The organism is Streptantibioticus cattleyicolor NRRL 8057 = DSM 46488, assembly GCF_000240165.1.
In the GTDB taxonomy this organism is placed as follows: Bacteria; Actinomycetota; Actinomycetes; order Streptomycetales; family Streptomycetaceae; genus Streptantibioticus; species Streptantibioticus cattleyicolor.
Genome location: NC_017586.1, coordinates 2637008 through 2663508 on the forward strand (window position 1 = coordinate 2637008; position 26501 = coordinate 2663508).

At 72.0% G+C, this 26501-nt stretch carries 27 protein-coding genes and 2 pseudogenes; 10 read left to right on the forward strand and 19 right to left on the reverse strand.

Going from position 1 to position 26501, the window contains the following annotated elements; genetic code table 11:
* Nucleotides 1–2: 2 nt before the first annotated feature.
* Together SCATT_RS11675 and mshA are read right to left on the reverse strand one after the other, a co-directional pair.
* Nucleotides 3–485: a type III secretion system chaperone family protein gene (locus tag SCATT_RS11675; RefSeq protein WP_014143244.1), complete on the reverse strand. Its 483-nt coding sequence runs from the start codon at nt 483–485 to the stop codon at nt 3–5.
* A 46-nt stretch (nt 486–531) separates the two neighbouring features.
* A complete protein-coding gene (mshA, locus tag SCATT_RS11680; RefSeq protein WP_014143245.1) occupies nt 532–1866 on the reverse strand; it encodes a D-inositol-3-phosphate glycosyltransferase in 1335 nt (444 codons plus the stop codon).
* 488 nt (nt 1867–2354) lie between these two features.
* On the opposite strand from mshA, the gene SCATT_RS11685 reads away from it, so the two are divergent.
* The 3 genes from SCATT_RS11685 (at nt 2355) to SCATT_RS11695 (ending at nt 6056) form a co-directional block, all read left to right on the forward strand.
* Nucleotides 2355–3209 (forward strand): hypothetical protein, encoded by an 855-nt coding sequence (locus tag SCATT_RS11685; protein WP_042507568.1) that lies wholly within the window; start codon nt 2355–2357, stop codon nt 3207–3209.
* A 28-nt stretch (nt 3210–3237) separates the two neighbouring features.
* Entirely contained in the window at nt 3238–4284 is a 1047-nt protein-coding gene (locus SCATT_RS40300) for a C40 family peptidase (RefSeq protein WP_014627901.1), read from the forward strand.
* A 353-nt stretch (nt 4285–4637) separates the two neighbouring features.
* Nucleotides 4638–6056: a PP2C family protein-serine/threonine phosphatase gene (locus SCATT_RS11695; RefSeq protein ID WP_014143248.1), complete on the forward strand. Its 1419-nt coding sequence runs from the start codon at nt 4638–4640 to the stop codon at nt 6054–6056.
* Nucleotides 6057–6153: 97 nt separating this feature from the next.
* Here the strand turns inward: SCATT_RS11695 and SCATT_RS11700 are convergent, their stop codons facing one another.
* From SCATT_RS11700 to SCATT_RS39465, 3 genes are all read right to left on the reverse strand, one after another.
* The gene (locus tag SCATT_RS11700) at nt 6154–6510 is read right to left on the reverse strand and encodes a DUF2516 family protein (protein ID WP_014143249.1); all 357 of its coding nucleotides are present in this window, start codon (nt 6508–6510) and stop codon (nt 6154–6156) included.
* A 108-nt stretch (nt 6511–6618) separates the two neighbouring features.
* On the reverse strand, nt 6619–7182 hold the full coding sequence (locus tag SCATT_RS11705; RefSeq protein ID WP_014143250.1) for a hypothetical protein: 564 nt from the start codon (nt 7180–7182) through the stop codon (nt 6619–6621).
* A 62-nt stretch (nt 7183–7244) separates the two neighbouring features.
* Entirely contained in the window at nt 7245–7832 is a 588-nt protein-coding gene (locus SCATT_RS39465; RefSeq protein ID WP_014627903.1) for a helix-turn-helix domain-containing protein, read from the reverse strand.
* 336 nt (nt 7833–8168) lie between these two features.
* Here SCATT_RS39465 and SCATT_RS11715 point away from each other — a divergent pair, with 336 nt between their 5' ends.
* Nucleotides 8169–9035, forward strand: coding sequence for a class I SAM-dependent methyltransferase (locus SCATT_RS11715; RefSeq protein ID WP_173405710.1), 867 nt, complete (start codon nt 8169–8171; stop codon nt 9033–9035).
* A gap of 37 nt (nt 9036–9072) precedes the next feature.
* On the opposite strand, the gene SCATT_RS11720 is transcribed toward SCATT_RS11715, so the two are convergent.
* The 3 genes from SCATT_RS11720 to SCATT_RS11730 are packed head-to-tail and all read right to left on the reverse strand — an operon-like array spanning nt 9073 to nt 10983.
* Complete coding sequence (locus SCATT_RS11720) at nt 9073–9492, reverse strand: arsenate reductase ArsC (protein ID WP_014143252.1); 420 nt, start codon at nt 9490–9492, stop codon at nt 9073–9075.
* Nucleotides 9476–10591 (reverse strand): ACR3 family arsenite efflux transporter, encoded by a 1116-nt coding sequence (gene arsB / locus SCATT_RS11725; protein ID WP_014143253.1) that lies wholly within the window; start codon nt 10589–10591, stop codon nt 9476–9478. The genes SCATT_RS11720 and arsB overlap by 17 nt, the downstream gene beginning before the upstream one ends.
* The gene (locus SCATT_RS11730) at nt 10588–10983 is read right to left on the reverse strand and encodes an ArsR/SmtB family transcription factor (RefSeq protein WP_014143254.1); all 396 of its coding nucleotides are present in this window, start codon (nt 10981–10983) and stop codon (nt 10588–10590) included. Before SCATT_RS11730 ends, arsB begins: the two co-directional genes overlap by 4 nt.
* A gap of 80 nt (nt 10984–11063) precedes the next feature.
* Here SCATT_RS11730 and SCATT_RS11735 point away from each other — a divergent pair, with 80 nt between their 5' ends.
* Both SCATT_RS11735 and SCATT_RS11740 read left to right on the forward strand, forming a co-directional pair.
* The gene (locus tag SCATT_RS11735; RefSeq protein WP_014143255.1) at nt 11064–11501 is read left to right on the forward strand and encodes an ArsI/CadI family heavy metal resistance metalloenzyme; all 438 of its coding nucleotides are present in this window, start codon (nt 11064–11066) and stop codon (nt 11499–11501) included.
* Nucleotides 11470–12168, forward strand: a complete 699-nt coding sequence (locus tag SCATT_RS11740; protein ID WP_014143256.1) for a TetR/AcrR family transcriptional regulator — start codon at nt 11470–11472, stop codon at nt 12166–12168. The genes SCATT_RS11735 and SCATT_RS11740 overlap by 32 nt, the downstream gene beginning before the upstream one ends.
* 21 nt (nt 12169–12189) lie before the next feature.
* Here SCATT_RS11740 and SCATT_RS11745 read toward each other — a convergent pair whose 3' ends face one another.
* The 6 genes and pseudogenes from SCATT_RS11745 to SCATT_RS40735 form a co-directional block, all read right to left on the reverse strand.
* A complete protein-coding gene (locus SCATT_RS11745; RefSeq protein WP_231905070.1) occupies nt 12190–13968 on the reverse strand; it encodes a DUF2079 domain-containing protein in 1779 nt (592 codons plus the stop codon).
* Nucleotides 13969–14360: 392 nt separating this feature from the next.
* Nucleotides 14361–15401 (reverse strand): aspartate-semialdehyde dehydrogenase, encoded by a 1041-nt coding sequence (locus tag SCATT_RS11750; protein ID WP_014143258.1) that lies wholly within the window; start codon nt 15399–15401, stop codon nt 14361–14363.
* A 27-nt stretch (nt 15402–15428) separates the two neighbouring features.
* The gene (locus tag SCATT_RS11755; protein ID WP_014143259.1) at nt 15429–16385 is read right to left on the reverse strand and encodes a dihydrodipicolinate synthase family protein; all 957 of its coding nucleotides are present in this window, start codon (nt 16383–16385) and stop codon (nt 15429–15431) included.
* A 229-nt stretch (nt 16386–16614) separates the two neighbouring features.
* Entirely contained in the window at nt 16615–17367 is a 753-nt protein-coding gene (locus SCATT_RS11760) for an SDR family oxidoreductase (RefSeq protein WP_014143260.1), read from the reverse strand.
* A gap of 113 nt (nt 17368–17480) precedes the next feature.
* Nucleotides 17481–17864 (reverse strand): hypothetical protein, encoded by a 384-nt coding sequence (locus SCATT_RS39470; RefSeq protein ID WP_014143261.1) that lies wholly within the window; start codon nt 17862–17864, stop codon nt 17481–17483.
* Between the two features lie 61 nt (nt 17865–17925).
* Nucleotides 17926–18213, reverse strand: a pseudogene (locus SCATT_RS40735) (hypothetical protein); the annotation flags it as partial.
* Between the two features lie 123 nt (nt 18214–18336).
* Between SCATT_RS40735 and SCATT_RS11770 the strand changes: the two are divergent.
* Both SCATT_RS11770 and SCATT_RS11775 read left to right on the forward strand, forming a co-directional pair.
* The gene (locus tag SCATT_RS11770) at nt 18337–18783 is read left to right on the forward strand and encodes a LysR family transcriptional regulator (RefSeq protein WP_014143263.1); all 447 of its coding nucleotides are present in this window, start codon (nt 18337–18339) and stop codon (nt 18781–18783) included.
* Nucleotides 18784–18813: 30 nt separating this feature from the next.
* Nucleotides 18814–19242, forward strand: a pseudogene (locus tag SCATT_RS11775) (LysR substrate-binding domain-containing protein); the annotation flags it as partial.
* Between the two features lie 18 nt (nt 19243–19260).
* Here the strand turns inward: SCATT_RS11775 and SCATT_RS11780 are convergent.
* Nucleotides 19261–19986: an SDR family oxidoreductase gene (locus tag SCATT_RS11780; RefSeq protein WP_014143265.1), complete on the reverse strand. Its 726-nt coding sequence runs from the start codon at nt 19984–19986 to the stop codon at nt 19261–19263.
* 98 nt (nt 19987–20084) lie between these two features.
* On the opposite strand from SCATT_RS11780, the gene SCATT_RS11785 reads away from it, so the two are divergent.
* Entirely contained in the window at nt 20085–20990 is a 906-nt protein-coding gene (locus SCATT_RS11785; RefSeq protein ID WP_014143266.1) for a LysR family transcriptional regulator, read from the forward strand.
* A gap of 60 nt (nt 20991–21050) precedes the next feature.
* The gene (locus SCATT_RS11790) at nt 21051–21332 is read left to right on the forward strand and encodes a hypothetical protein (protein WP_014143267.1); all 282 of its coding nucleotides are present in this window, start codon (nt 21051–21053) and stop codon (nt 21330–21332) included.
* A 192-nt stretch (nt 21333–21524) separates the two neighbouring features.
* On the opposite strand, the gene SCATT_RS11795 is transcribed toward SCATT_RS11790, so the two are convergent.
* From SCATT_RS11795 to SCATT_RS11815, 4 genes are all read right to left on the reverse strand, one after another.
* A complete protein-coding gene (locus SCATT_RS11795; RefSeq protein WP_014143268.1) occupies nt 21525–22067 on the reverse strand; it encodes a DUF3291 domain-containing protein in 543 nt (180 codons plus the stop codon).
* Nucleotides 22068–22338: 271 nt separating this feature from the next.
* A complete protein-coding gene (locus tag SCATT_RS35665; protein WP_231905071.1) occupies nt 22339–22848 on the reverse strand; it encodes a hypothetical protein in 510 nt (169 codons plus the stop codon).
* Between the two features lie 971 nt (nt 22849–23819).
* Entirely contained in the window at nt 23820–24368 is a 549-nt protein-coding gene (locus tag SCATT_RS36310; protein ID WP_014143273.1) for a hypothetical protein, read from the reverse strand.
* Nucleotides 24350–25852, reverse strand: coding sequence for a WXG100 family type VII secretion target (locus SCATT_RS11815; protein WP_014143274.1), 1503 nt, complete (start codon nt 25850–25852; stop codon nt 24350–24352). Before SCATT_RS11815 ends, SCATT_RS36310 begins: the two co-directional genes overlap by 19 nt.
* Nucleotides 25853–26501: the final 649 nt, after the last annotated feature.

Genomic DNA, 26501 nt, shown 5'->3' on the forward strand with positions numbered 1-26501 from the left:
GCTCAGGCGTCGCGGGTCAGGTGCGTGAACGCTTCGAGGTTGCGGGTGGACTCGCCGCGGGAGACCCGCCAGGCGTACTCCTTGCGGATTGCCGAGGCGAAGCCCAGTTCCAGCAGGGTGTTGAAGCTGCTGTCGGCGTTCTCCACGACCGCGCCGAGCAGCCGGTCGACCTCCTCGGGGGTGACCGCGGCCAGCGGCAGCCGCCCGGCCAGGTAGACGTCGCCGAGCTGATCGATGGCGTAACTCACGCCGTACGTACGGGTGTTGCGCTCCAGCAGCCAGCGGTAGAACGCCTCGTGGTTCTCGTCCGGCCGGCGCACCACGAAGGCGTTCACCGACAGGGTGTGCCGCCCGACCACGAACGAGCACGTGGTCGAGAGCTTGCGCGTCCCCGGCAGCTGGACGACGTACGTTCCGTCGCCCGGGTTCTCCCAGCTGAGCCCGGCGGCCTCGAAGGCTTCGGTGATCGCGGCATGAGGGTCCATGTGCCGATCGTAAGTCCGCTCGCGCGAGCCCGTGGGTCCGTACCGGTCAGGCGGTGACCAGGCCCCGCCGCCGTACGGCCGCCGCGTACACCTCCGCCGTGGCCGCCGCCACCGAGCCCCAGCCGAAGCCCTGGGCGTGCGCGTGGGCGCCGGCGCCGAGACGTTCGCCGAGGCCGGGTTCGTCCACGAAGCGGCGCAGCGCGCGGGCGTAGTCGGCCGGGTCGTGACCGGGGACGAGGACCCCGCTGTGCCCGTCGCGCACCGCCACCGGAAGCCCGCCGACGGCCGCCGCGACCACCGGCGTCGCGCACGCCTGCGCCTCGATGGCCACCAGCCCGAACGACTCGTTGTACGACGGCATCACCAGCACGCTCGCCGCGCGGTACCAGTCGGCGAGGGTGTCCTGGTCGACCGGGGGACGGAACCGTACGACGTCGGCGATGCCGAGCCGCGCGGCCAGCTTCTGCAGCCCCTCCGGCTTGGCCAGGCCGCTGCCGCTCGGCCCGCCGACCACCGGCACCACCAGCCGCTCGCGCAGCTTCGGGTCGTCCGCGAGCAGCAGCGCGACCGCGCGCAGCAGGATGTCGGGGGCCTTCAGCGGCTGTATGCGCCCGGCGAAGAGCGGGATCACCGCGTGCTGCGGCAGGCCGAGACGGGCCCGGGCGGCGGCGCGGCCGTCGGCCGGACGGAACCGGTCGAGGTTGACCCCGGGGTGGACGACGGCGACCTTGGAGCGGGGGGCGTCGTAGTGGCGGACGAGTTCGGCGGCCTCGTCGTCGGTGTTGGCGATCAGCCGGTCGGCCGCCTCGACGATCTGCGTCTCGCCGATGACCCGGGCCGCGGGCTCGGGCGTGTCGCCCTCGGCGAGCGCGGCGTTCTTGACCTTGGCCATGGTGTGCATGGCGTGCACCAGGGGGACGCCCCAGCGCTGGGCGGCGAGCCAGCCGACGTGGCCGGAGAGCCAGTAGTGGGAGTGCACCAGGTCGTAGTGGCCGGGCCGTTGGGACGCCTCGGCCTGCATCACGCCGTGGGTGAAGGCGCACAGCTGGGCCGGGAGGTCCTCCTTGGCGAGCCCTTCGTAGGGGCCGGCGTCCACGTGCCGGACGATCACCCCGGGGGCCAGTTCGACCCGTGGCGGCAGGCCGCCGGTGGTGGCCCGGGTGAAGATCTCGACCTCGATGCCGGTCTCGGCGAGGCGCTTGGCCAGCTCCACGATGTAGACGTTCATGCCGCCGGCGTCACCGGTGCCGGGCTGGTGCAACGGCGAGGTGTGGACGCTGAGCATGGCCACCCGGCGGACGCCGCCGCCCCGGCGCAGCCGCCTGGGGGTCCCGTGGCCGCGGACCCGTCTCCCGCCCAGGCGGGACACGTACTGGCTCACCGCGCTGCCTCCTTCTTCGCTCGGCTGTGCCGTCTCCGCGTGCGTTCCTCGGCGCCTCCGCGCGCGTCGCCGTGCCGTGCGCGTCCGCGATGCCGCGTGCGCCCACCCTGCTCAGGCGTGCGAGTGCCCCGTTCCCCTGTGTGCAACCGGGGAGGGTGGCGGGGCATTTCCGCTTTGCCAAAGCGTTATCCCCCCGCGGGACGGAGCATGGCCCCCGGGGCTACGCCGCCGCGCCCGGATCCCCGGGGCTCCGCCCGGGAGGGGGGGTGCGGGGCTGCGCCCCGACGACGGGCGGGGCGGAGGCCGGGCGGCCGGAGCCGTGTGCTGGCGGGATGCCGGGGGTTGCGCGGCCGCGTGCTGGCGAGGGGGCGCGGGGCCACGCCACGGGGTGGCACGAGCCGGAGCCGGGGCGGCGGGCCGCCGGGGAACGGGGCGGGCAACGGCGCCCTTCGTCTCGGGGGAGGGCGGGGGGATTTACAGTTCATCGCATGTCCGTCCGTGTTCCGCCGCAGCGTCGTCCCGTGGGGAGTGTGACGCGCGGCACGACCAATCCGAATCGGCTGCGGCGGATGGATCGCTGGATCGTGGCCGCGTACGGCGGGCGGTTGCGGGGGGCGGCCGATCCGGTGGCGGTGGATCTGGGGTACGGCGCGGCGCCGTGGACGGCGGTGGAGTTGCTGGGGCGGTTGCGGACCGTCCGGGCGGACGCCGAGGTGGTCGGGGTGGAGATAGACCCGGCACGGGTGGCCGCCGCCGCCCCGTACGCCCGGGCGGGGCTGACGTTCGCGCACGGCGGGTTCGAGGTGCCGTTGCCGCGGGGGCGCCGGCCGGCGCTGATCCGGGCCGCGAACGTGTTGCGCCAGTACGACGAGGGCCAGGTCGCCGAGGTGTGGGCGCGGTTGCGGGAGCGGCTGGCGCCGGGCGGGGTGCTGGTCGAGGGGACGTGCGACGAGATAGGCCGGCGTCACGTGTGGGTGGCGATCGGTCCGGAGGGGCCGCGCACGGTGACGTTCGCCACTCGGCTCGGTTCGCTGGTCCGCCCGTCCGACCTGGCCGAGCGGCTGCCGAAGGCGCTGATCCACCGGAACGTCCCGGGAGAGCCGATCCACGCGTTCCTGGCCGGTTTCGATCACGCCTGGTCGGCGGCGGCGCCGTTCGCCGCGTTGGGGGCGCGGCAGCGCTGGATCCGTTCCGTCCAGGCGTTGCGGGCGGCCGGCTGGCCGGTCACCGACGGGCCGGCGCGGTGGCGGCAGGGCGAGGTGACGGTGCGGTGGGACGCGGTGGCGCCGGGCGCGCGGGGCTGTCGTTTTCCGGGGGTTGGTGGGACCATCCGCGTCATGTGACGACCCGTCAGCTCTTGCGGAGGTGGGCGTGGTGCGGGTGCGGGGTGCGGTGGTGGCGTCCACGACGGTGCTGGCCTGCGTGGCCGGGCTCGCGGCGGGACCGGGGCAGGGGCAGGCGCTGGCCGCGCGGCCACGGACGATCGCCGACGTCCGCGCCGCCACCGACCGGCTGTACCGGCAGGCGGAGGTGGCCACCGAGGCGTACGACGCGGCGACCGAGCAGGTGGAACGGCAGCAACGGGACCTGGTGGCACTCGCCCGCGCGGTGGTCGCCGCGCAGGCGGACGCCGACCGGCTCACCCGGCGCCTCGGCGCGCTGGCCGCGGCCCGTTACCGTGCCGGGGCCGGACTCCCCGCCGGGGCCGGGCTGTTGCTCGCCACCGACCCGGAATCGTTCCTGGACGCGGCGGGCGTGGCCGAGCAGGGCGCCCGCGCCACCGAGGCGGCCGTGCTCCAACTGAGGCGGAAACAGCGCGACTTGGCGGCGTACGCCCATGCCGCGACGACGGGCTGGGAGCGGTTGACCGCGCAGCGACGCCGCCGGGCCGACGCCAGGCGCGAGGTGGAGTCACGGCTGCGGCAGGCCGAGGCGCTGCTGGCCACGTTGCGGGCGCGGGACCGGCAACGGCTGCGGGAGGCGGAGGACGAGGCGGCGTACCAGGCGCAGACGGCGTGGCTGCGCGGCGCCGCCGGGGCCCGGCCGGACCTGGACGCGGGAGGGGCCGGCGCCCTCGCCGCCCGCGCGGTGGCCTTCGCCACGGCGCAGCTCGGCAAGGCGTACCAGTGGGGGGCGCAGGGACCGGACAGCTACGACTGCTCCGGGCTCACCGAGATGGCCTGGGCCGCGGCCGGGGTCACCATCCCGCGGACGTCCCAGGAGCAGTGGGCCGGCCTGCCGCACGTCCCGCTCGACCGGCTGCGCCCCGGCGACCTCGTCATCTACTACCCGGACGCCGGCCACGTCGCCCTCTACGTCGGCGGCGGCGCCGTCATCCAGGCCCCCCGCCCCGGCCGCCCCGTCTCCCTGGCCGGCGCCGGCTCCATGCCGATCCTGGGGGCGGTCCGCCCTGGTTGAGGGGTGCGCCGGGGGCGGCCCCGGGAGGTGCAGGCCGGGGTGCGGGGACGCCGCCGGGGCGGGAGACGCGTCGGGCGGCCCCGGGCGCGTGAGGGGGGTCACTCGGGGGGCTCCCGGAGGGCTCCGGGGGGCGTGATCTGCGTCATGTCCAGATCAGCATGGGTACCCAAAAATCCCCTTGTCACGAGCGCATATGCCACGGGCCTGGTGCCAAGTGGCTCTCCCGCGCTTCGGGGAAGTGCCGCTATGGTCGCCTGGCAGTGCCGGTGTGGGACCGCGGAGGGGTCCGGTGGCCGGCCGGGCGGCGCCGTCACGGTGACCGCCACGCCCTCGGGGGAGGGAAGGAAGCAGTCATGTCCGCTACCGGGCGGTCCACCGACCGGCAGTCAGACCACGTCCAGGCGGTCGCGTCCGACCAGCGCGCCGCCGTCCGTACGGCACCGGTGCCGACACAGACCCAGGCACCGGCATCGGCCGGCGTCACCGCGGTGATCCCGGACGCGGACCGGGGCACCCGCGCGGTGACCGACCACGCCGGGGGCTGGGCCATGCCCCGGCCCGCCACGCCCGGCCTGCCCGCGCAGCGCGGGGCCGCCGTGCCGTTCACGCTGCTGGTGATCGGCGAGGATCCCACGAGTTCGTTCGCCGAACCGCAGTTGCAGGACGCGGCCGGCAACCGGGTCCGCATCCGGCGCGCCCGCAACCTCACCGAGGCCGACCGCCTGCTCACCGACGACGTGACCTGCGTCCTGCTCGACCTGGACCTCGACCACCCGGGCCCGGACGACCTCGCCGTGCTGCGCGAGGTGCTGCGCATGGCCCCGAACACCGCCGTGCTCGCGCTGGCCGGAGGCGAGGCCGACGCCGAGCTGGCCGCCGAGGCGGTACGCGTCGGCGCCCAGGACTACCTCTTCCGCGACGAACTGGACAGCTCGCTGCTCAACCGGGCCATGCGCTACGCCGTGGAACGCAAACGCGCCGACCGCGCCCAGCGCCAGCTCACCGAGACCCGGCTGCGCCACCAGGAGAACGCCCGGCTCGAACGCGGCCTGCTGCCCACCCCGCTGCTCGACGGCGCCGACGATCTGCGGTTCGCCGCCCGCTACCGTCCCGGCCGCAGCCGCGCGTTGCTCGGCGGTGACTTCTACGACGTCGTCCGCACCCCGGACGGCACCGTGCACGCGATGATCGGCGACGTGTGCGGACACGGCCCGGACGAGGCCGCGCTCGGCGTCGAACTGCGCATCGCCTGGCGGGCGTTGACGCTGGCCGGGCTCAGCGGCGACCGGCTGCTCGGCACGTTGCAGCAGGTGCTGGAGAACGAACGGGCCGACGAGGAGATCTTCGCGACCCTGTGTGCCCTGGACATCACCCCCGACGGACGTCACGCCGATCTGTATCTGGCCGGCCACCCGGCGCCGTTGCTGCTGCGCCCGGACCGGCCGTGCGAGCTGGTGCGGTACGAGCCCGGCGGGCCGGCGCTCGGGCTGCTGCCGCAGGCGGAATGGGGCTGCGGGCGGATCGGGCTGGGCGAGCGCTGGAGCCTGCTGCTCTACACCGACGGGCTGATCGAGGGCCGCGTCGGCCAGGGCACCGCCCGGCTCGGCACCGAGGGCATGATCGAGCTGATCGACGACGGCCTCGGCGCCGGGCTGCGCGGCGAGGAACTGCTGGACTCCGCGGTGACCGAGGTGCGCAGGCTCAACGGCGGCGAGCTGACGGACGACGTGGCCGTGGTGCTCCTGGAGCGCACGGCGCCCGCCCCCGCCTGACCCCGCACAGCCCGTCCCCGCGGCGCCATCGGCCCCCGCGCCCCGAGCGGCCTTGTCAGCCACGGCGGCGTCAGCGGCCTCAGTGGCCTCAGTGGCCTCAGCGGCGGAACGGACCGTACGGGCCGTCGCTGCTGCTCCCCCGCCGGTAACCGCCGCCACGGCCGGAGACCTGCCGGAGGGCGGGGCGTACGTCCACCATGTACACGATGGTGGCGACCAGCCCGATCACCGGCAGGAACGACAGCAGCGGGAATATGCCCATGACCAGGGCGGAGAGCCCCAGGATGACCAGCCAGAACGGCTTGGTCTTCTTGTCCGCCGCCCGGTACGCGTCCTCGCGGTGCACCGCCGCGTCGACGAAGGCCACCACACTGAAGACGAGCAGGGCCACGGACACCCAGCCGAGAATGTTGTAGAACCCCGCGATCAGCACGCCGTCCTCCACGTCGTCCATCGTGCCGGAGACCCCCGTCACCGCCACCGTAATGCGTCAACGAGCCGGGCACCCCGTCTGTGCCCGGCTCGCGGTATGACTTATTCCCGCCGGACCCGGCGGGGGATCTCACTCGGCGGCGGGGGACTTCTTCGCCGGGGCGGACTTGCGGCCGGTGGCGGGCTTGCGGGCCGCGGAACCGTTTCCGCCGGAGGCGGAGGCCGGCTCGTCGGCGGCCGGGTCGGAGGCGGGCTCCGGCTCGATCGCGACCGCGATGTCCTCGACCTGCTCGGCGGCCTCGCCGCGCCAGCCGCGGACGGCCTCGCGGCCCCGGTCGACCAGCCCGTTGTAGGTCTCGCCGGCCTTGACGGCGTACTCGGCGGCGCGGCCGACCTGCTGGAGGGCGAAGCCCTGCGCGGTGTCGCGGAACTTGCGCAGGTCGAGTTCGACGCCGCCGATCGCCTCGGTGATCTTCGCCTGGATCTCCTTGGCCTGCTTGGTCACCCGCTCCTGGACGACCTTGGGGTCGGCGGTCTTGAGCTTGTTGAGCCGCTCGGGGGCCTGGTCGCGCCACTTCTCCACCAGCGGCTGCACCTCGCGGAGCTTCTCCGCCGCGAGATCGACGGTGCCGGCCGCCGCGTACAGCGGGGTGGCGTCGGTCAGGGCCTTGCGTACGTTGTCGGTGATCGCCATGAGGGTCCTCCGGTACGGAAAATGGCGTTACGGGTGGTCTGTGGGGTGACGCGGGACCGCGTTCACCGGGGGTCGGAGCCGGGGGCGCCCTTCGCGGGTATCGCGCGCCGCACCCGGTTGCGCGCGGCGACCGTCTCGGCCACCGCGTCCGCCACGGCGTCGGCGACCTTGGCGGCGGCCTTCTTGGCGGACGTCCTGCGCGGGGTGGTGTTCTCCGGCGCGGGCGCCTTCTCCGGTGAGGCGGCCTCGTCCGGCGCCGGGGCGGGCCCGGCCTCCTCGGCGGCGCCGGGAACCGACGCGCCCTCGGCCCCGTTCTCCTTGCGGAACGACTCGTAGATCTGGAGCAGCACCTGCTTCTGCCGCTCGTTGATCGACGCGTCGGTGAGGATGGCGGTGCGTACCTGGATGCCGTCCGGGTCCCGTTCGTCCAGGATCCCCGCCTGGACGTAGAGCGTCTCGGCGGAGATCCGCAGCGCCTTGGCGAGCTGCTGCAGGATGTCGGCGCTCGGCTTGCGCAGCCCGCGCTCGATCTGGCTCAGGTACGGGTTGGACACCCCGGCCGCGTCCGCGAGCTGACGCAGCGACAACTGCGCGTTGCGGCGCTGCTCGCGCAGGTACTCGCCGAGGCTTCCGACATTCAGTGACGCCATGCCCCGACGGTGCCACGCCCTGCTAACTTTTGCAAGCACCCCGCTTGCAACCGTGTCGTTCCGGCCACGGCGACCGTGTGGTGACGCGCGGCGACAACGGTCACCACGGCCGGGGCGTATCGATGAGCCGAGCCCCCGCTCCGCACGGCTCGCCGCTTCACGCCTGTCATGGTCGGCTTCGACAGGAAGGCCGAGCCGGGGGTGGGGGTGGCCCTGGGGTTGGTCGATGTCGAATGGGCTGACGGTGACGGAGGACCGCGCCGGTCCCCGCCGAGTGCGGTGCACCGGGTGGGCCGCCGGACAGGCACGTGATCTCGTGAAGGGCGGTGGGTGGACGTGGCTGCCGACTGGGAATGGGACGACACGTTGTTCTCGGGCACAGCCGCCTACTACCGGCGTGGACGGCTCCCTTACGCCCCCGGGCTGACGGACGTGCTCGCCGAGGTTCTGACGCTTGACGGGCGAGGCCGTCTCATCGACGTGGGGTGCGGACCGGGCATCCTCGCCCTGAGTCTGGCGCACTTGTTCGGCGAGATCGTCGGCGTCGATCCGGACAGCGGAATGATCGCCGAAGCCACTCGTGAAGCCGCCGAGCGCGGAGTGGCCGGGAAGGCGCAGTGGGTTCAGGCCCGGGCCGAGGATCTGCCGGCGGGTCTTGGAACGTTCACCGTCGCGATCTTCGCCCAGTCCTTCCACTGGATGGATCGCGACCTGGTGGCGGCGACCACCCGGGAGATGCTCCAGCCCGGCGGGGCGCTGGTGCACGTCTCCGACGTGAAGACGCAGCCCCGAACCGTCGGCGGTCTTCCCCATCCGGCGGTGCCCTACGCGGCGATCGAGGATCTGGTCAGGCACTACCTCGGACCGGTCCGACGGGCCGGCCGGGGCTTGCTGCCGCGGGGAACGCCCGGCGGTGAGGCCGCGGTGCTCGCCCGGGCGGGGTTCGCCGGTCCTCAGCGCCATGTCGTTCCCGGTGGGCAGGCGCTGGAACGCACGGGGGACGACGTCGTCGCGGGGGTGTTCTCGATGTCGTTCTCGGCTCCGCATCTCTTCGGCACGCGCCGCGTCGAATTCGAGGCAGACCTGCGCCGATTGCTGCGGGAGGTCTCCCCGGCGGACCGGTTCTCCGAACGTCAGCCGGGCACCGAGGTCTTCGTCTGGTGGAACGACCCCGCCGAACCGGCGCCTCCGCCGGCCACGTGACCCTTCCGCGGAGGACAACTCAGGGCGGCGGCAGTTGTCACGCTCGGGGTTCGACACCGATTTCCGTGAGCAGGCCGCGGACGCGGTGTTCGATCTCGTCGCGGATCGGGCGGACGGCGTCGACGCCCTGGCCGGCGGGGTCGTCGAGTTTCCAGTCGAGGTAGCGCTTGCCGGGGAAGACGGGGCAGGCGTCCCCGCAGCCCATGGTGATCACCACGTCCGAGGACTCGGCTGCCTCCGTCGTGAGGATCTTCGGGGTCTCGGTGGAGATGTCGATGCCGACCTCCGCCATGGCTTCCACGACGGCCGGGTTGACCGTCCGGGCGGGGGAGGATCCGGCGGAGCGGACCTCGATGCGCCCCTTGCCGAGGTGCGTGAGGAAGGCGGCGCCCATCTGGGAGCGCCCGGCGTTGTGGACGCACACGAACAGCACCGAGGGCTTACGGGTTTCGGACACGGGCGGGACCTTCCGGGATGGCGGCCGTCAGGCCGGTTGTCGGTGAGGGGAAGAAGCGGCGTGCGGCGAGCGCGACGTGGACGAGGCCGATGAGGACGGGCACTTCGATCAGCGGTCCGACGACTCCGGCGAGGGCCTGTCCGGAGGAGGCGCCGAAGGTGGCGATGGCGACCGCGATGGCCAGTTCGAAGTTGTTCCCCGCCGCGGTGAACGCCAGTGTCGTCGTCCGCGGGTAGTCCAGGCCGGCCGCGCGGCCGAGCGCCATCGATCCGGCCCACATGAGGGCGAAGTAGACCAGCAGCGGCAGCGCGATCCGGGCGACGTCGAGCGGCTGCGAGGTGATGGCGTCGCCCTGGAGGGCGAAGAGCACGACGATGGTGAACAGCAGCCCGTACAGGGCGAACGGGCCGATGCGGGGGATCAGTTTCGTCTCGTACCAGGTGCGGCCCTTGGCCTTCTCGCCGAGGCGGCGGGTGAGGTATCCGGCGGCGAGCGGGATGCCCAGGAAGATCAGGACACTGCGGGCGATCTCCCACACGGAGATGTGCAGGCCGGTGGTCTCCAGTCCGAGCCAGCCGGGCAGGACGGAGAGATAGAACCAGCCCAGCGCGGAGAACGCGAGCACCTGGAAGACGGAGTTGAGGGCGACGAGGACAGCGGCGGCTTCCCGGTCTCCGCAGGCCAGGTCGTTCCAGACGATCACCATGGCGATGCACCGGGCCAGGCCGACGATGATCAGGCCGGTGCGGTACTCGGGCAGGTCCGGCAGGAACAGCCAGGCCAGGGCGAACATCACGGCCGGGCCGAGCACCCAGTTCAGCACCAGCGACGGAACCAGGAGGCGGCGGTCGCGGGTGACGGCATCGAGGCGGTCGTAGCGGACCTTGGCCAGCACCGGATACATCATCACCAGCAGCCCGAGCGCGATCGGCAACGAGACCTCGGTGACCGTCACCTTTGCGAGCGCCTCCCCGAGCCCCGGGACGAGGCGGCCCAGACCGAGGCCGGCGCCCATCGCGGCGAGGATCCACACGACCAGGTAGCGGTCGAGGAAGGACAGCCGCCCCGCCACCGGCCCCGCCGTGGTCCCGGCGGTCACGCGGGGGCCTCGACGGGCTCGGGAAGGGGCTGCCCGGCGGGGCGGGTGAGGATCCCGGCGAGCCGGTCGGTCATCTCCGGCAGCAGCCGGTAGTACACCCACGTCCCGCGCCGCTCGGAGGCGATCAGCCCGGCCTCGCGCAGGAGCTTGAGATGGTGGGAGATCGTCGGCTGCGACAGGTCGAACGCCGGAGTCAGGTCGCACACGCACACCTCGCCGCCCGCCCGGGAGGCGATCATCGACAGCAGCCGCAGCCGCACCGGATCACCCAGGGCCTTGAAGACCCTCGCCAGCTCCACAGCCTGATCCTCGGCCAGCGGCGCGGTCAGCAGCCCGGGGCAGCAGCCGTCCGGGCCGTCCTGCCCGAGCACCACAAACTCTTGATTCGACATGCCTCTATGTTGACGTTCTTCGATGCACCGCGCAAGCTTGCATCGAAGTCAATCGATACAAGCTGATCGAGGAGATCGTCATGTCCCGAGTCCAGCTCGCCCTCAACGTCGCCGACCTCGAAGGATCGGTGGCCTTCTACGCCAAGCTCTTCGGCACCGAACCGGCCAAACGCCGCCCCGGCTACGCGAACTTCGCCATCACCGAGCCCCCGCTCAAGCTCGTCCTCATCGAAGGCGAGCCCGGCCAGGACACCCGCCTGGACCACCTCGGCGTCGAAGTGACCACCACCGACCAGGTCACCGCCGCTACCGAACGCCTCAGGGAAGCCGGTCTGGCCACCTTCGAGGAGAACGACACCTCCTGCTGCTACGCGCTCCAGGACAAGGTCTGGGTCCACGGCCCCGGCCGCGAGCCCTGGGAGGTCTACGTCGTCAAGGCCGAAGCCGACGCCCTCGGCAAGGGACCGGCCCCGGCCGAAGGATGCTGTGCCGAGGATCAGCCGACACGGAAGTGGTGACAACTCGGCTGCGAAAAGAGGGTGCGGGATCACGGGCGGCGGAGGAGACGAGGACGGGAGGACGGCAGAGGGCACACAGCGCCGGGAGCGCGCGGACGCGGCGCGCAACCGCCGGGCGATCCTGCGCGCCGCCGAGGACCTGCTCGCGCGATACCGGCCCGAGCAGGTCTCCATGGAGCGGATCGCGGCGGCGGCCGGGGTCGGCAAGGGCACGCTCTTCCACCGGTTCGGCAGCCGCATGGGGCTGATGACGGCGCTGATGGAGGAACGCGCCCTGGCGCTGCGCGACCAGGTGGAGACGGGTCCGCCGCCGCTGGGTCCGGGCGCCCCGCCCCGGGAACGGCTGCTGGCCTTCCTCGACGCGGTCTGCGACGTGGTGGCCCGCAACAAGGGGCTGCTGGCGGCGCTCGGCCACGCCGCCGGCACGCACCGGCCGCAGCGGCCCGAGGGGGAACCGGACCACCCCGTCTACGACGCGTGGCACGGCCACGTCAGCGCGCTGATCGAGCGGGAACGCCCCGATCTGGACGCACCGATGGTCGCCCACATGCTGCTCGCCGCCTTCGCCAGCCCTTATCTGATGGGCTCGTTGGAGCGCGGCGAGAGCGAACGGGTGGCCGTAACGCTGCGCCGGCTCGCCGTGGCGGTGCTGGACGCCGCGCCCTGACCGCGTCCGCCGGGGCGGCGTTCAGCCGTGGAAGATGTTCCACCCGCCCCGGGCCGGGGGACGTTCACGCAGCGGGCGGGCGGGGGCGCCGGGCGGACGGACGCCGGGGACGGCCTGGACGGGACCGGTGCGGTGGAGGAGGACGACGCCGTCGCGTTGCCATATCCGCTGGTAGCCGTGGGCCAGGAGCAGGGCGACGTGGGCGCGTTGGCCGGCGGTGGAGTCGAAGGGGTAGGTGAGTTCGTCGGTGCGCAGCAGGACGTAGTCGGCGCCGCGGGGTACGGGGTCGGCGATGACGACGCGGGCGCGGGCGGTGAGGCGGGGGGCGACGTTGTTGTCGGCCGCGATGAAGGCGCCGGAGGGCACGCGGGCGGCGGCGTCGGCGAGGGCGCGGGCGCGCGGGGAGGGCGTCCAGGCGCCGGGGGAGACCAGCCCGGCGAGCCCGGTGGGCAGCGCGGCGGCCAGGCACAGCACGGCGGCGGCCGGGGCCCAGCGGCGTACCGCCCGGCGTTCCGGACGTTCCCGGCGCCTCCGGCGTTCCCCGCGGTGCAGGCGTCCCGCGGTCTCCACCGCCGCGACCAGCAACACCGGCCAGACGAAGGCGTCGTAGTGGTAGAGCACCGGCCAGTGGTTGGGGTTGTCCGACAACACGCGTTCGGCGATGAGCGGGAGGGCGCACCAGGCGGTGGCCGAACCGAGCGGCAGCAGCAACAGCGTGCCGAACAGCCAGGCCACCAGGGCGAGTTTGACCGGCGGATCGGCGGCGACGGTCAGCGGCAGCCAGGGGTGGGCCGCCACGTGGGCCACCGCGGCGCCGGCGTCCGGGCCGAGCCGGTCGTAACTCCAGTAGTACCCGGGCACCCCGCCCATCGCGGGCAGCACCCAGCCGATCGCGGCCAGCGAAGCCGCCGGACCCAGCAGGGCCAGCGCCGCCCCGGTCGCCGTCGTGGCGCGGTCGCGGGCGCGCCGGCCGCGCACGGCGAGGACGACACCGTAGACGCCGACCACGAACCCCAGGTCCTCCTTGGTGCAGCACAGCAGCGCCGCGCAGAGCAGGACACCACGATGGCGGCGGGCGAGCCCACGCTCGAACATCAGCAGCAACAGCGGTACGGCGAAGGCGACTTCGTGGAATCCGCGCCGGGACGCGGTGAGCAGCGGCCAGGCCAGCGCGTGGACGAGTCCGGCCAGGTCGGCGGCGTACCGGCGGGTGCGGGGCGAGGAACCGGCGAAACACCGGTCGGCGACGCGCCGCACGATCGGCACCCCGCAGGCGAAGAGCGCCGCCTGGACCACCAGCAGGGTGCGCGGGTCGTCCCAGAGCCGGTACAACGGCGCGAGCAGCGCGAGGATCGGCGAGAAGTGGTCACCGAGGAGGGAGAAGCCGGGCGGGAAACCGTGGTGGACGTTCTTGATCGGCGAGCGCGGCAGCCCGAAGTGGGCGTAACCGCGCACACCCTGATCGAAGATGCCCAGGTCGAAGCCGCCGAGCTTGACGACGGTCCATTGCTGGAGGCCGAGGGCGAGACAGACGGCGAAGCACAGGACCGTCAGCGCGAGACCGCGCGCCCCGGCCCCGCGCCACCATCCCCCGCCACCACGCGTTCTCCCCTCCGGGGAGGTACGAGGACCGGGCGGGCCCTCCTCCGGACCCGTACGGGGACCGGGCAGACCCTCCGCCGGACCCGCGCCCCGGCCGGGCGCCGCCTCGACCGCTCCCGTCCGCGCGCCGGGGATCCGCCAGCGCGTCCCCGTGCCCGGATCCGATCGCCGCTCGCCTTCGGCCGCGTCCTTCCGCACACCGGGAACCCGCCACCACGTCCCCGTGCCGGAGGCCGACTGCGGCTCCCCCTCAGCCGCACCTCTCCGCGCGCGCATCCGCAGCCACGTCCCCGCACCGGAGCCAGTCCGGGCGCCCGGAACCCGCCACCACGTTCCCGCACCGGAGCCAGCCCGCGCACCGGAACCCGTCCCCGCACCGGAGGTCTTCCGGGGCTCGCTCGCTTCCGAGCCGTTCCGCCGCTCCCCCGCGCCCAACGCCGGCAAGCCGGTCCCCCTATCTCCGCGGCCTTCCGCACGGCCGTGGTCGCCGTCGGCCGGATCCGTGAGCGCTGACGGTAGCCGACGGCGCCGTTCCCGGCGCGCGCCTTGGGGGGACGCGCCGGGGGCGGCGGTGGGCGGGGGCCGCCGGGTCAGGAGAGTTCGGCGGCGACCAGTTCGGCGATCTGGACGGCGTTGAGGGCCGCGCCCTTGCGGAGGTTGTCGCCGGCGCAGAAGAGGGAGAGGCCGTTGGCGACGGTCTCGTCCCGGCGGATGCGGCCGACGTAGGTGGGGTCCTGGCCGGCGGCCTGCTGGGGGGTGGGGATGTCGCTGAGGGCGACGCCGGGGGCGCCGGCCAGCAGCTCGTGGGCGCGCTCGGGGGTGATCGGCCGGCTGAAGCGGGCGTTGATCTGGAGCGAGTGGCCGGTGAAGACCGGCACCCGCACGCAGGTGCCGGAGACCAGCAGGTCGGGGATGCCGAGGATCTTGCGGCTCTCGTTGCGGAGCTTCTGCTCCTCGTCGGTCTCGCCGGAGCCGTCGTCGACGAGCGAGCCGGCCAGCGGCAGCACGTTGAAGGCGATGGGGCGGGCGTAGACCTTGGGGTCGGGGAAGGCGATGGCGTCGCCGTCGAAGGTCAGCTCCTTGGCGCGGTCGCCGGCCGCGGCGGCCTGCTCCGCGAGTTCGCCGACGCCGGCCAGGCCGCTGCCGGAGACCGCCTGGTAGGTGGCGACGACCAGGGAGACCAGGCCGGCCTCCTCGTGCAGCGGGCGCAGCACGGGCATGGCGGCCATGGTGGTGCAGTTGGGGTTGGCGATGATGCCCTTGGGGCGGTCGGCCACGTCCTGCGGGTTGACCTCGGAGACCACCAGCGGGACCTCGGGGTCGAGGCGCCAGGCGGAGGAGTTGTCGACCACGACGGCGCCGGCTTCGGCGACGCGGGGGGCGAGCACCTTGGAGGCCGTCTTGCCCGCGGAGAACAGGACGATGTCCAGGCCGCGGTAGTCGGCGGTGTCCGCGTCCTCGACCACGACCTCGCCGTCCCGCCACGGCAGCGTGCGACCGGCCGAGCGGGCGGAGGCGAAGAGCCGCAGCTCGTCCACCGGCAGGCCGAGGCCCTCCGCCGCGCGTTCGGCGAGTATGCGCCGCATGACCCCGCCGACCTGACCGGTCGCTCCGACGATTCCGACCTTCATTCGCTTCACCCTCGGTCTCTCTCGCTTTCAGGCTCTGGTCAAGGATGCCAAAGCCGGGCTCCCGGCGCGGTCGGCCAGGATGTGGACATGACGTGCGGCGGCCTCCACCGCCGCGGGGCTCGCGGGCAGCAGCGGCAGCCGTACGGCCGCCGTGGGGATGCGTCCCTGGGCGTGGAGGACGCCCTTGACCACCGTGGGGTTGGGCTCCGCGAAGGCGGCGGTGGCCAGCCCGGTGAGGACGCCGCCGAGGGCCCGGGCGTGGGCCATGTCACCGTCGCGCCAGGCGGTCAGCAGGCGGACGTAGGACTCGGTGGCCAGGTGCGCGGAGGCGAGGATGCCGCCGGCGGCGCCGAGCGCGAGGAGCGCGGGAGCGAAGGCGTCGTCGCCGGCGAGCACGGCGAACCCGGGCGGCGGGTCGGCCAGCAGCGCGACCGTGTCGGCGTCCACGGCGCCCACCGCCTGCTTGATCCCGGCGACACCGGGGAGCGCGGCGAGCCGCCGTATCGTGGCCTGCCCGACGGTGCGGCCGGTGCGGTAGGGGATGTTGTAGACGATCACCGGAACGTCCGGCGCGGCGGCGGTGACGTGGGCGTAGTGGGCGACGACGCCGTCCTCGGTGGGCCGGGTGAAGTAGGGGACGGGCACCAGCGCGGCGCACGGTGACGGCAGCGCGGCCAGGGCGCGTATCTCCTCGGCGGCGGCCCGGGTGTCGTTGGTGGTGACGCCGACGGTCAGCCGGGCCGAGCGCTCCCGGCAGACCCGGGCGGCCGTATCGGTCACCAGCCGGCGCTCCGCCGGGTCGAGCGCGGCGGGCTCGCCGGTGGTGCCGAGGGCGACGAGCCCGGTGGCGCCCCGGTCGAGGAGGTCGTGGGCGAGCGACTCCAGGGCACCGGCGTCCACCGAGCCGTCCGCGGCGAACGGCGTGACCAGCGGCACATGGATGCCGCCGGGAAAGCCTGGGAAGGTGGCGTCTGCTGTCGTCATGACACCACCATCACCCAGCGTGACCACTCAGGTCCAGTTAAATATTCTGCGGGTCAACGTGAAGCGATGCTCATCGATGAGCGTCACTCATCCGTCCCGCGAACGATCGGGTTCAGCGCACCCGGAACGCGTCCAGGTGGTCGGCGACCCACTGGGCGTACGAGCGGGCCGGGCGTCCGGTGATCCGTTCCACGTCCGAGGTGACCTCGGCGGCGGCGGGCCGGGCGCTCTACTCCAGCACGGCCTCGGCGACCGGACGCGGCACGCCCTGCTCCTCGGTCATCACGCGCAGCGCCTCCTCGTGGCTCAGCTCCTCGTAGCGCAGTTCGCGGCCGAGCGCGGTGCCGATGGCGCGCACCAGGTCGGAGCGCTTGAGCGAGGCGGGCCCGGTGACGACCGGGGTGGTGCCGAGCAGGCCGCCGGAGGTGTCGGTGAGGGCGACGGCGGAGACGGCGGCGATGTCCGCCTCGTGCACCGGCGACACCTCGGCCGCGTCGGACGGGCCGCGCACCACGTCACCGTGGCGCAACTGCTCGGCGAACTCCAGGGTGTTGGTGGCGAACATCCCCGCCCGGACGAAGACCCACGGCAGCCCGGAGTCGCGGATCGCCCGTTCCACGGTGACGTGCATCTTCGAGATGAAGTTGGACTCGTCGGCCTCGGTGTCGGTGACCGAGGAGGACGACAGGAGCACGAGGCGGCCGACGCGGGCCTCGACGGCGGCGCGCACCAGCGCGTGGGCGGCCTCCGGGCCGGTGGCGGCGAGGTTGAGGTGGAGCGCGTCGGCCCCGTCGAGCAGCGGCCCGAGCCCGCTGCCGGACGCGACGGCCCCGGCGAGGTCGGCCCGTACGACCTGGGCCCCCTCGGGGAGGGCGGCCCGCTCCGGGTTACGGGTCAGGGCGCGTACGGCGGCACCCCGGTCGAGCAGCTGGCCGACCAGCGGACGGCCGACGTTTCCGGTGGCTCCGATGACGACGATCACGGTGACTCCTCGGTATCGAACGACCTACTACGGGGGTGAGTTGATACCGGCGGGGTCCAGGTTCGCCAGCGATTTCGCGCGCCCTTCCGGCTGGCCGGCCGGGGTCCCCGCCGTCAGGCGCCGGTCAACGCCGACGGGGCGGCGTCCGTATCCCGGAGGGAGGCCGACAGGGCGCGGGCCTGGTGTTCGGTCATGCGGGGCGTCTCGTACGGGACGGCGTTGACCCAGCGCTGGGTCAGCCGGGCGACGCGTTCGCCGTACCGCTCGGCGGTGATCAGGTCACCGCGGTATCCGGCGTGTTCCGGACCCTGGTCGGCGTGACTCTGGCTCATCAGGCCGAGCCAGGAACCGAGCCGGTTCACGTCGTCGCGGGAGCCGCCGCTCCAGTTGTTGCCCGGCATGTCGCCCACACCGATCCACCGCATGCCCAACCGCGCGACGAAAACGCCCAGTTGCTCCAGCACCGTCAGCTTGTCGCCGCTCTGCGAGGCGGACATGGTGAACCCTGCGGCCAGCTTGTCCTTCCACGCCTGCGTGGTGAACGGGGTGAACGCGCTCCATGAACGCCTTGAACACCGCCGACACGCTGCCCATCAGCGTCGGGCAGCCGAGGACGATCGCGTCGGAGCGGTCGAGCAGCGCCAGCACCTCCGCGTCGTGCCAGCGGCCCGCGGTGACGTCCTCGGCCCGGATCTCGACGAGATGCGCCCGGGTGCCCGGCACCCGCCGCGCCCCGGCGGCGAGGTGTTCGGCCAGCACCCGGATGTGCCCGTGCACCGCGTGGAAGAACACCGTCACCGTGGTCACCGGTACGTCCTGCGCACGGTCGACGTCCTCGACCGTCATCGCTGCTCACCACTCCCGTTCGTGGGGGAATCCCGCGTACCCGGCCATCACGGCCCGCGTACGGCACGGCATCAACGCCGGACTTCGGCACGCAGCGACCGGTGACGCCGTTGGCCTGACCCCGTGGAGAGGATCGAACTCGAAGCGTTCGTCGCGGTCGCGGAAGAGCTCCACTTCGGCCGTGCCGCCGCGCGTCTGCACCGGGGGCAGCCCACCGTCAGCGACGCGGTGCGGCGGCTGGAGAGCAGCCTGGGCGGGCGGCTGTTCCACCGCACCAGCCGCCGGGTGTCACTGACGGATCTCGGCGAGGCGCTGCTGCCCGACGCCCACGCCGCCCTTGCCCAGCTGCGCCGTTTCCAGCAGCGCGGACGTTCCCTGGCCGCCGGGGACAGGGCCCGTACCACCCTCGTCGTCGCCCACGCCGAATACACCGGCCATCAGCTGCTGTTGCGCTGCCTGCCGCAGCTGCGCGAACGGTTCCCGGACGTGACGATCGTGCCGGAGGCCATGCCGACCACGGCCCAGCTGCCCGCTTTGCGGGCGGAGACGATCGGGCTGGGCATCGGCTGAGCGACCGACGGCGTCACCGGGGTACGGGCTCGGGTGCTGTCGGCCGAGCGGTTCATGGCGCTCGTCCCCGCGGCCCATCCGCTCGCCGGACGCGCCGAGTTGAGCGCGTCCGAACTGTCCGCCACCGGCCTGCTCACCTGGCCGCACCAGATCAACAGCGGTCTGTGCGACCGCCTGCTCGCCGCCTTCCACATCGGCGGGGCCGACCTGCGCATCATCAGGACCGCCGACAGCGTGCACGCCATCGCCGCCCACGTCGCCGCGGGCACGGGCGTCGGCATCACTGTCGGCTCCGCGCTCGACCAACAGCCGCCCGGCCTGCGCGTCATCCCGATCACCGGCCCGTCGACCACCGTCGACCAGGTCGTCCTCACCCCCGCCGAGCCGTCGCGGACCGCCGTGGCCCTGCGCGATCTGTTGTTGGAGGCCTCGGCGGAGGCGTCTTCCACCGGTCGCTGAGACGACCGGGACTCCGGGTCACCATGGCACCTCGCCCTCGTCGTCGAAGAAGCCGCCGGTCGGGCCGTCGTCGGGCAGGGTCGCCAGCCGGATGCCGATCGCCGCGCCCTGCTCCGGGGTGCGGACGCCGCGGAAGCCGTTGAGGTCGGTGGCGCAGTACCCGGGGCAGGCGGCGTTGATCAGGATGCCGGTGCCGCGCAGTTCCTTGGCGTACTGGACGGTGACGGCGTTGAGGAACGTCTTGGACGGCGCGTAGGCGACGGCGATCGGGCCCGTTTCGGCGCCGGGGGTGGACTGACGGGTCAGCGAGCCGACACCGCTGGACATGTTCACGATCCGTGGCGACGGCGAACGGCGGAGCAGCGGCAGCATCGCGTTGGTGACGCGGATGACGCCGATCACGTTGGTCTCCACGGCCGCCCGCACCACCGCGGGGCCGGCGGTGGTGGGCATCTGGGCCGAACCACCCGTGATAGCAGCGTTGTTGACGAGTACGTCGAGGTGTCCGGCGCGCTCCTCGATCAGCGCGGCGGCGTCGGCCACGCTCGCGTCGTCGGTCACGTCGAGCGGTACGCCGAACGCGTCGGCGCCGGCCGCCCGCAGCTTCGCCACGGCGGTCCCGCGCCGTTCCTCGTCCCGGGCGCCGACCCCGACCCGCCAGCCGAGGGCGCCGAGGCCGGCGGCGATCTCGTATCCGATGCCCTTGTTCGCGCCGGTCACCAGCGCGATGGTCTGTTCGCTCATACGGATCATCCTGGTCGGGCCCGGTGGAGGACGGCCAACACCGATCGGGTGGGCATCGATACCGCACGGGTATCGATGCGGGCTCGTACGATGTGGGCGTGGAGACCCGGGAGTTGCGGTACTTCGTCGCCGTCGCCGAGGAGTTGCACTTCGGGCGGGCCGCGCTACGGCTCGGGATCGCGCAGCCCCCGTTGTCGCGGGCGATCAGCCGGCTCGAACGGCGCCTGGGCGTCACGCTGCTGGAACGCACCAGTCGCGCGGTCGCCCTGACCGAGGCGGGGGCGGTGCTCCTCGCGGAGGCCCGGGCGGCGCTCGACGCGGTGGAGGCCGCCGAACGCCGTACCCGCCGCGCCGCGCACCCCACGAACGGCGTGGTCCTCGCCACGAAGGCCGGCGCCTCCGGCGACCTGCTGGCGGAACTCCTCGACGTCTACGCCGCCGAGCCCGACGCGGTCACCGTCGACCTGCTCCTGTGCGGGATCGGCGAGCAGGAACGCATGCTGCGCGACGGCCGGGCCGACGTGGCCCTGCTGCACCTGCCGTACGACGGCACCGCCGGATTCGACACCGAGGAACTACGCGTGGAGCGGCAGGTGGTGGTGCTTCCGGCCGGGCATCCCCTGACCGGACGCGACCACGTACGGATGGCCGAGGTCACCGATCTTCCCGGCCTGCCGGTACCGCGATGGCCCGGCCGTGACGGTACGTACCCGGACGGCCCCGGCCCGAAGGCCCGGGACCATACGCAACTGTTCCAGCTCATCGCGCTCGGCCGCGCCTGCTGGATCGCGCCGGAATCGTGCCGCACCCAGCTGCGCGAGGGGCTGGCCGCCCTCCCGGTCGTGGACGCGCCGCCCGTCACGACGGTGCTGGCATGGCCGCCGCAGAGCCGGTCGAGGGGGGTGGCGGGGTTGGTGAGGGTGGGGGTGCGGGAGTTCCGCGCGGGGCGCGGGGAGTTCTCGCAGGCACGAGGTACGACGACGGCGCGGTCCGGCGCGCGGTAAGAGTCCGGGCGCTGCCGTAAACGCATAGCTGTCGGACCACACCACTGCGACCATGCGACGGTGAACGCAGCACTTCCCGACGGGTGGACGATCGAGCGCGTGCGCTCCGTGTCAGGCGACCGCGAAGCGGCCGTACTCTCCCTCGACCGACTCGTTGTTGTCGAGGACTACGTCCGTGCCGACCGCACCCCCCTCCAGCCCGACGTCATCCTCTCCTTCCACAACCTGTGCCTCGTGCGAGACGAGGGCGACTGGTTCATAGGGCATCTCGGCGATGACGGCTCGGTGATCTGTTGGGCCTCCTACGGCTCCGGTTTGGAGGAAGCCATTCGGGGGTTGTGAACCAGGCTTCAACGGCAGAGGTGGGAGCTTCGCACGGCGCACGGGCGCGGGCCGGCCCTGCCCTCGTGCCCGACCGGTGGAGCGACCGCTGATCACCGTGTGCCCTCCGAGAACGAGGATGGCCGGGCTTGGTGGCGCAGCAACACGGCACCAGCGGGACCGTGTTCGAGTTCCAGATCGTGCGCGACCGGATCAGGCGTATCCGTTCCCTTTGAGCCTGGCCGGGGTCGCGTCCGGGGCGAACGCGTGGTGGAAGGTGAAGGCGTGCGGTGCGGGGTCGTGGTCATGGAGGTGTTGCAGCCTGGACACCCCGTCCCGCCAGGTGGGTATTGCGTCGTCGGAGACCCACCAGGCCACGTAGTTCGGGTGCCCCGTCCTTTCGAACCAGTCGTAACGCCTGTTCAGCGCCGCACGGTGCAGACCGGTGTAGATGGCGTCGAAGGCGGGACGCAGGCCGGTCCAGAGCGAGAGGGTCGCGGCCAGGGCGGTGGTTTCCCGCGTACGGCCCTTGCCGTACCAGGTCGGTACGGTGAACTCTCCCCACGCACCCCAGTCCGCCCCGAAGAGCACGCCCCGCTCCGCGTCCGCCGCTTCGGCATGCGCGAGGTACCCGGAGCGCTGACCGATCTCCCGGTAGACGGCCTCACCGATGTCGTAGAACTCGTCCGTGAGAGGTGCGGGATCGGCGAGAGGTGACTTCAGGACGCTGAATGTGTACAGCGCGAGATGGGGCATGCGTCTCTCCCTGGTTCGGTGGCTTACGCACGGGGATGAGGGTCCACGGGGCGCGACCAACTCGTCCCGCCGCGGGCGGGCGATCGCCGAGGACCAGGTGAAGGTAGCGGCCTGTGCGGGTCCTGTCGAAGTTGCGTTTTCCCTGTCCAAGTGGCCTCGCGGGGCGGCGGGCTGGCAGCGCTCCGCTTCGGCGATCGGTTCACCCGCCGTGCCCGTCCGCACCGCCTGTGTGCGGGTAACGCGTCCGCGCCCCGGGGGTCTCCTCCGGCGGTCAGCTTTCTTCGCGGTCCAAGGCGTCGAGGGTGGCGGGGTCGAGGGAGACGACCGGGTCGGGTGAGAGGTGTTGGGGCCAGGGCTTCAGGCGGACCGATCGGTGGCCGAAGTTGAAGAACCGGGCTTCGTCCGCGACGACTTCGCCACCGCGCTCGTACATCACCAGCAGCGGCTCGAACGGGTCGTTCGGGTAGGGCAGTTGGCCCTTGTGGACGTCACGCAGGGTGGCCCAACGCAGAATCGCGCGGAGGGCGTCCTCCGTGGAAATGCCGCCAACATTTTCCTCGATGTACCGCTCCAGCCTGGCGGCGAGATCGGGATTCGTGCGCACCGACGGCGCGATGCGTCCGGCGATGTCGAAGAAGGGCCATCTGTCGGTGCCACCCAACTCATTCACCCAGAGGGCAGCACGCCGAAGGTATTCACGCATCAATTTCGCGCGCGACACATTGTGCTGGATCGAGTTCTTACTGTCTCGCCAATCAATGACAAACAGACGTTCCAGCATCGCCTCAGCCAACTTGCCCCCCATTTCGTAGCCGCTTACGTAGGATGCCGGGCCACCGCCGGGTGAGATGACCGTGTGGCCCGCGATTGACGACGGCTCCGGCGGAGCCTCCTAATCCATCGGCCGCGCTTCGGGGATCCAGGCACTGTCGTCACCGTCGACATCGGGCGCCAGCCCGGCTTGGATCCTCATGCCTGCGAGAGCCCGCGTGAACACCGGCGGCCGTTGCCTCAGTTCGTGGGTGGCGTACTCGAAAGGTGCGACCGCGCGCTCTTCGCCGTCGTACCCCCGCACCCGCAAGACGGGTACGTCCCGTCCGGACGATGCCTCGGCAACGTCCCACCGAGCCCGTCCGGTATGCAGGGATGGCCTCGCTCAGGAACGCTGCCGTGCTGGTTGTCAACCAGATCCAGTCGTCCTCCTCAAGTTCGTCGAACGGCAGGGACTCGACGAATTGGTCCAGATACGGCAGAAGGCGCGGTGGATCAGCCTCCACAACGGTGCGATCGACCTCCAGCGCATCGGCGAAGGCGAGAAGACACTCGCGACTCTCCGATGCCCATTTTTCCAGCCTCCGCCGTTCCCGCTCCTCGTCCACCTGGCGCTCTCGTACTCGCTCCCCGCTCTACGACACCCCTACCGCTGAGAGCGGATCAACCGAAGTATCGGTGAGCGGTCCGCGGCGGCTCCTCGTCGCGCCACGACCTGAAAATGGAAGCCGCGACGACAACGAACTGTTCCACGCTTGAGGGAACGGCGTTCTCCACATACCCCACGCTCCGACTCAGGCGCATCTCCCCCTTGGGCCGGCCGTCGGCGTCACAAGGACGGATGGTTGCGGAGTCGCGATCCAAAACGACATATCCCGCAGCGTCGTAGGTCGCTTGCCAGGAATAGATGGCTGTTCCGACGTCCAGGTGTGTCCGGCGAATCTCAACAGCATATCCCATGGCACTTTCCCTGCGGCGGGATCAACTCTCTTCGGCATCCAGGGCGTCGAGGGTGGCGGGGTCGAGGGAGACGATGGGGTCGGGTGAGAGGTGTTCCTGCCAGGTCAGCGCGCGTACTACACGAGTACCGAAATTGAAGGACCGCGTCTCATCGGGCACGATTTCGCCACCGCGTTCGTACATGAGAATGAGCGGTTCAAAGGGGTCTGCGAGACGAGGCAGATGGTCTCCTTGAACGTCGCGCAAAGTTGCCCAACGCAGCGCCCAACGGCAGGCGTTCTCCGTGGAGAAGCCTCCGACGTTCTCTTCAAGATACCTCTCAAGCCTGTCGGCTTGGTCAGGATCCGCACGGACCGCAGGAGCGACACGACCGGCAATGTCGAAGAAGGGCCACCTGTCGGCGCCGCCCAACTCGTTCGCCCAGGTTGCGGCACGCCGCAGATACTCTGCCATCAGTGCCGTACGCGACGCCTCGTGACGGTTGAACCCTTCCATGTTCGACCATTTGATGGCAAACAGTCGCTTCAGTATGGTTTCAGCACAGTTGCCACTCATGCCGATTTCCACCATTTCAAGATAGAGTCGACCACTACGTCAAGGTTGGACAGATCGTCCGTCACTGGAGCACTGGGCGGCTCGATTCCAAGCAGTTTCCAATGCTTCAAGGTGCCCTCAAGTGTAACTGGCCAGCCGTTGAGAGACAGGGGAGACAGTTCGTGAGCCCCCACGTTCCCCCGGGAGTTCACGGGCTGAGCAACCCAACGACTCGGGTCGTCCGAGCTGTACGGTACCCCCGCCTCCATCAGGCGACCTTCGACATACTCATGGGCAATCAGCCCCCGAACCATCCCGATCGTGTTCGGCCGGACGTTCCAATTCCTTGCCTTGAGCCAGACGCTCGCCAACTCGTCGTAGGCATTGAAGTAGACGTTCCGCACCGTCTTGCCGGGGCCGAACTGGACGTCGTGTTTTTTGAGGAAGAGGTTTTCCTTGGCTCTGGTCACGATTTCGGGGGCGATGCCGCAGTTTTCGGCGATGCGCTCGACGTCGTCGGTCATGGCGCGGATGCGGTCGTATTTTTCCAGAGCGTCCGGGTCGCTCCGCGATTCGTACTCGGCGAGGAGGTCCGGCGGGTTTTCGGGAGGAACGGGTTCGGGGGTGAGGGGCGGTTCGGAGCCGGGCTCGGGTGGGAGGTTTTCCTCTCGCATGAGAGCGCCGAGGCGGGAGATTGCGACGTCTTCGCCGCCGAGTTCTCCTAATAATCCGGCGTCTGATAACGCGGGGACCATGCGGGGGCCGAGGCCCTTCAGCATGCCCTGGATGCCCTTGCCGAATCCGCCGCCGATGATGCCGAGCAGGGCGCCGATCTCGACGTCCTGCTCCAGGGTGTCGGCGTGGCGGAGGCGGTCGGGGTTGACGATGGCGTCGTAGCCGAGGGTGGTTGCCGCGCCGCCGGCGGCCATTTTGGCGATGGGGGTGAGGGCTTTCAAGGCGCGGCCGAGGGTGCCGAGGGATTCGAGGACGGCTTCGGCGGCGCGGTCGACGGTGCGGGCGGCTTCGGCGATGCGGGCGATCAACGCGGTGATCTTGACGGCGCGTTCGCCCGCCGCGAGGTTGGAGGCGACCTCGGCCAGCGGGCCGGTCAGCAGCGACAGCGGCAGCGCGGCGAGTTCGAACTCCAGGATCTCCGCGCACAGCTTGCCGATCTCGGAGATCAACTCGTGTGCCTGGTCGGCGAACCTGTTCAGCTGGTCGTGACCGTCATGGCACGCCTTCGCCGTCTTCTCGCACTGGTCGCGAACCTCCACCGCCCGGGCGTGGAAGGCGTCGGCCGCCCTGCCCTCCCAACGGAGATCGCCCAGGGCTTGGCCCACGTGCCAGTGGGCGTCGTCCAGCGCGTCCCCGAGCGCCTTCCAGTGACGGGCCACCTCGCGGATCCCGTCGGGATCCACCGCAGGGTTGGTGATGCCGATGAACTCCAGCACATCGGCCATGGAGTGCCCGATGGACTCGTTGATCTTGTTGATCCAGTGCAACGGGTTCAGGTCGACCACCGCAGCTACTCCTTGCCCCACGCCTCACCGCGAGCGAGTCGTCCACTCTGCGCAGCACGTCCGCGATCGTCGTCAGCGCGGTCGTTTCGTCGCCCCCGCTTGGCCGGCCCCGCGAGATGGGCCATCGCCGCCCGTATGCCCCGGGCCGCCGACTCCATCGACGCGTACTCGTTCTTCGGATCCGCCATCGTCCTACCCCTCACGAGTTTGATCGCGGTCTGACAACCGAGTGTAGTGAGGTGCCTACGGGAAGGCGGGGCTGGGGGCGAGCGGGAACGTCTCAGGGCGTACCGGCACCGGTACCGGCGAGGCGGATCACTCGAACGGGGGACGTGACGAGGCGCATGGTTTCGGACGGCGCCAGAGGGACGGGAATGGCGGCTCCGCGCACGGCGGCGGACACCGGTACCGCCGGTTTGCGTTCGGCCAGGCGGGGCCGGGACCTCGACGAGACGGCGCCGCCGACCACAGCGACTTGGTGGCGGGACTGGAGCAAGCAGCAACCATCTGCCGTTGCGTCGGCCCAGAGTTGAGTACGCATACTCATGCGCACCGCCGCCGGGCTCGGCAGCCTGCGACCATGACGAAGCCCCATTCGGAGCCGGAGCGCTGGCGCCCCTGGTCGCACCGAACGCACCGGGGCGTGGAC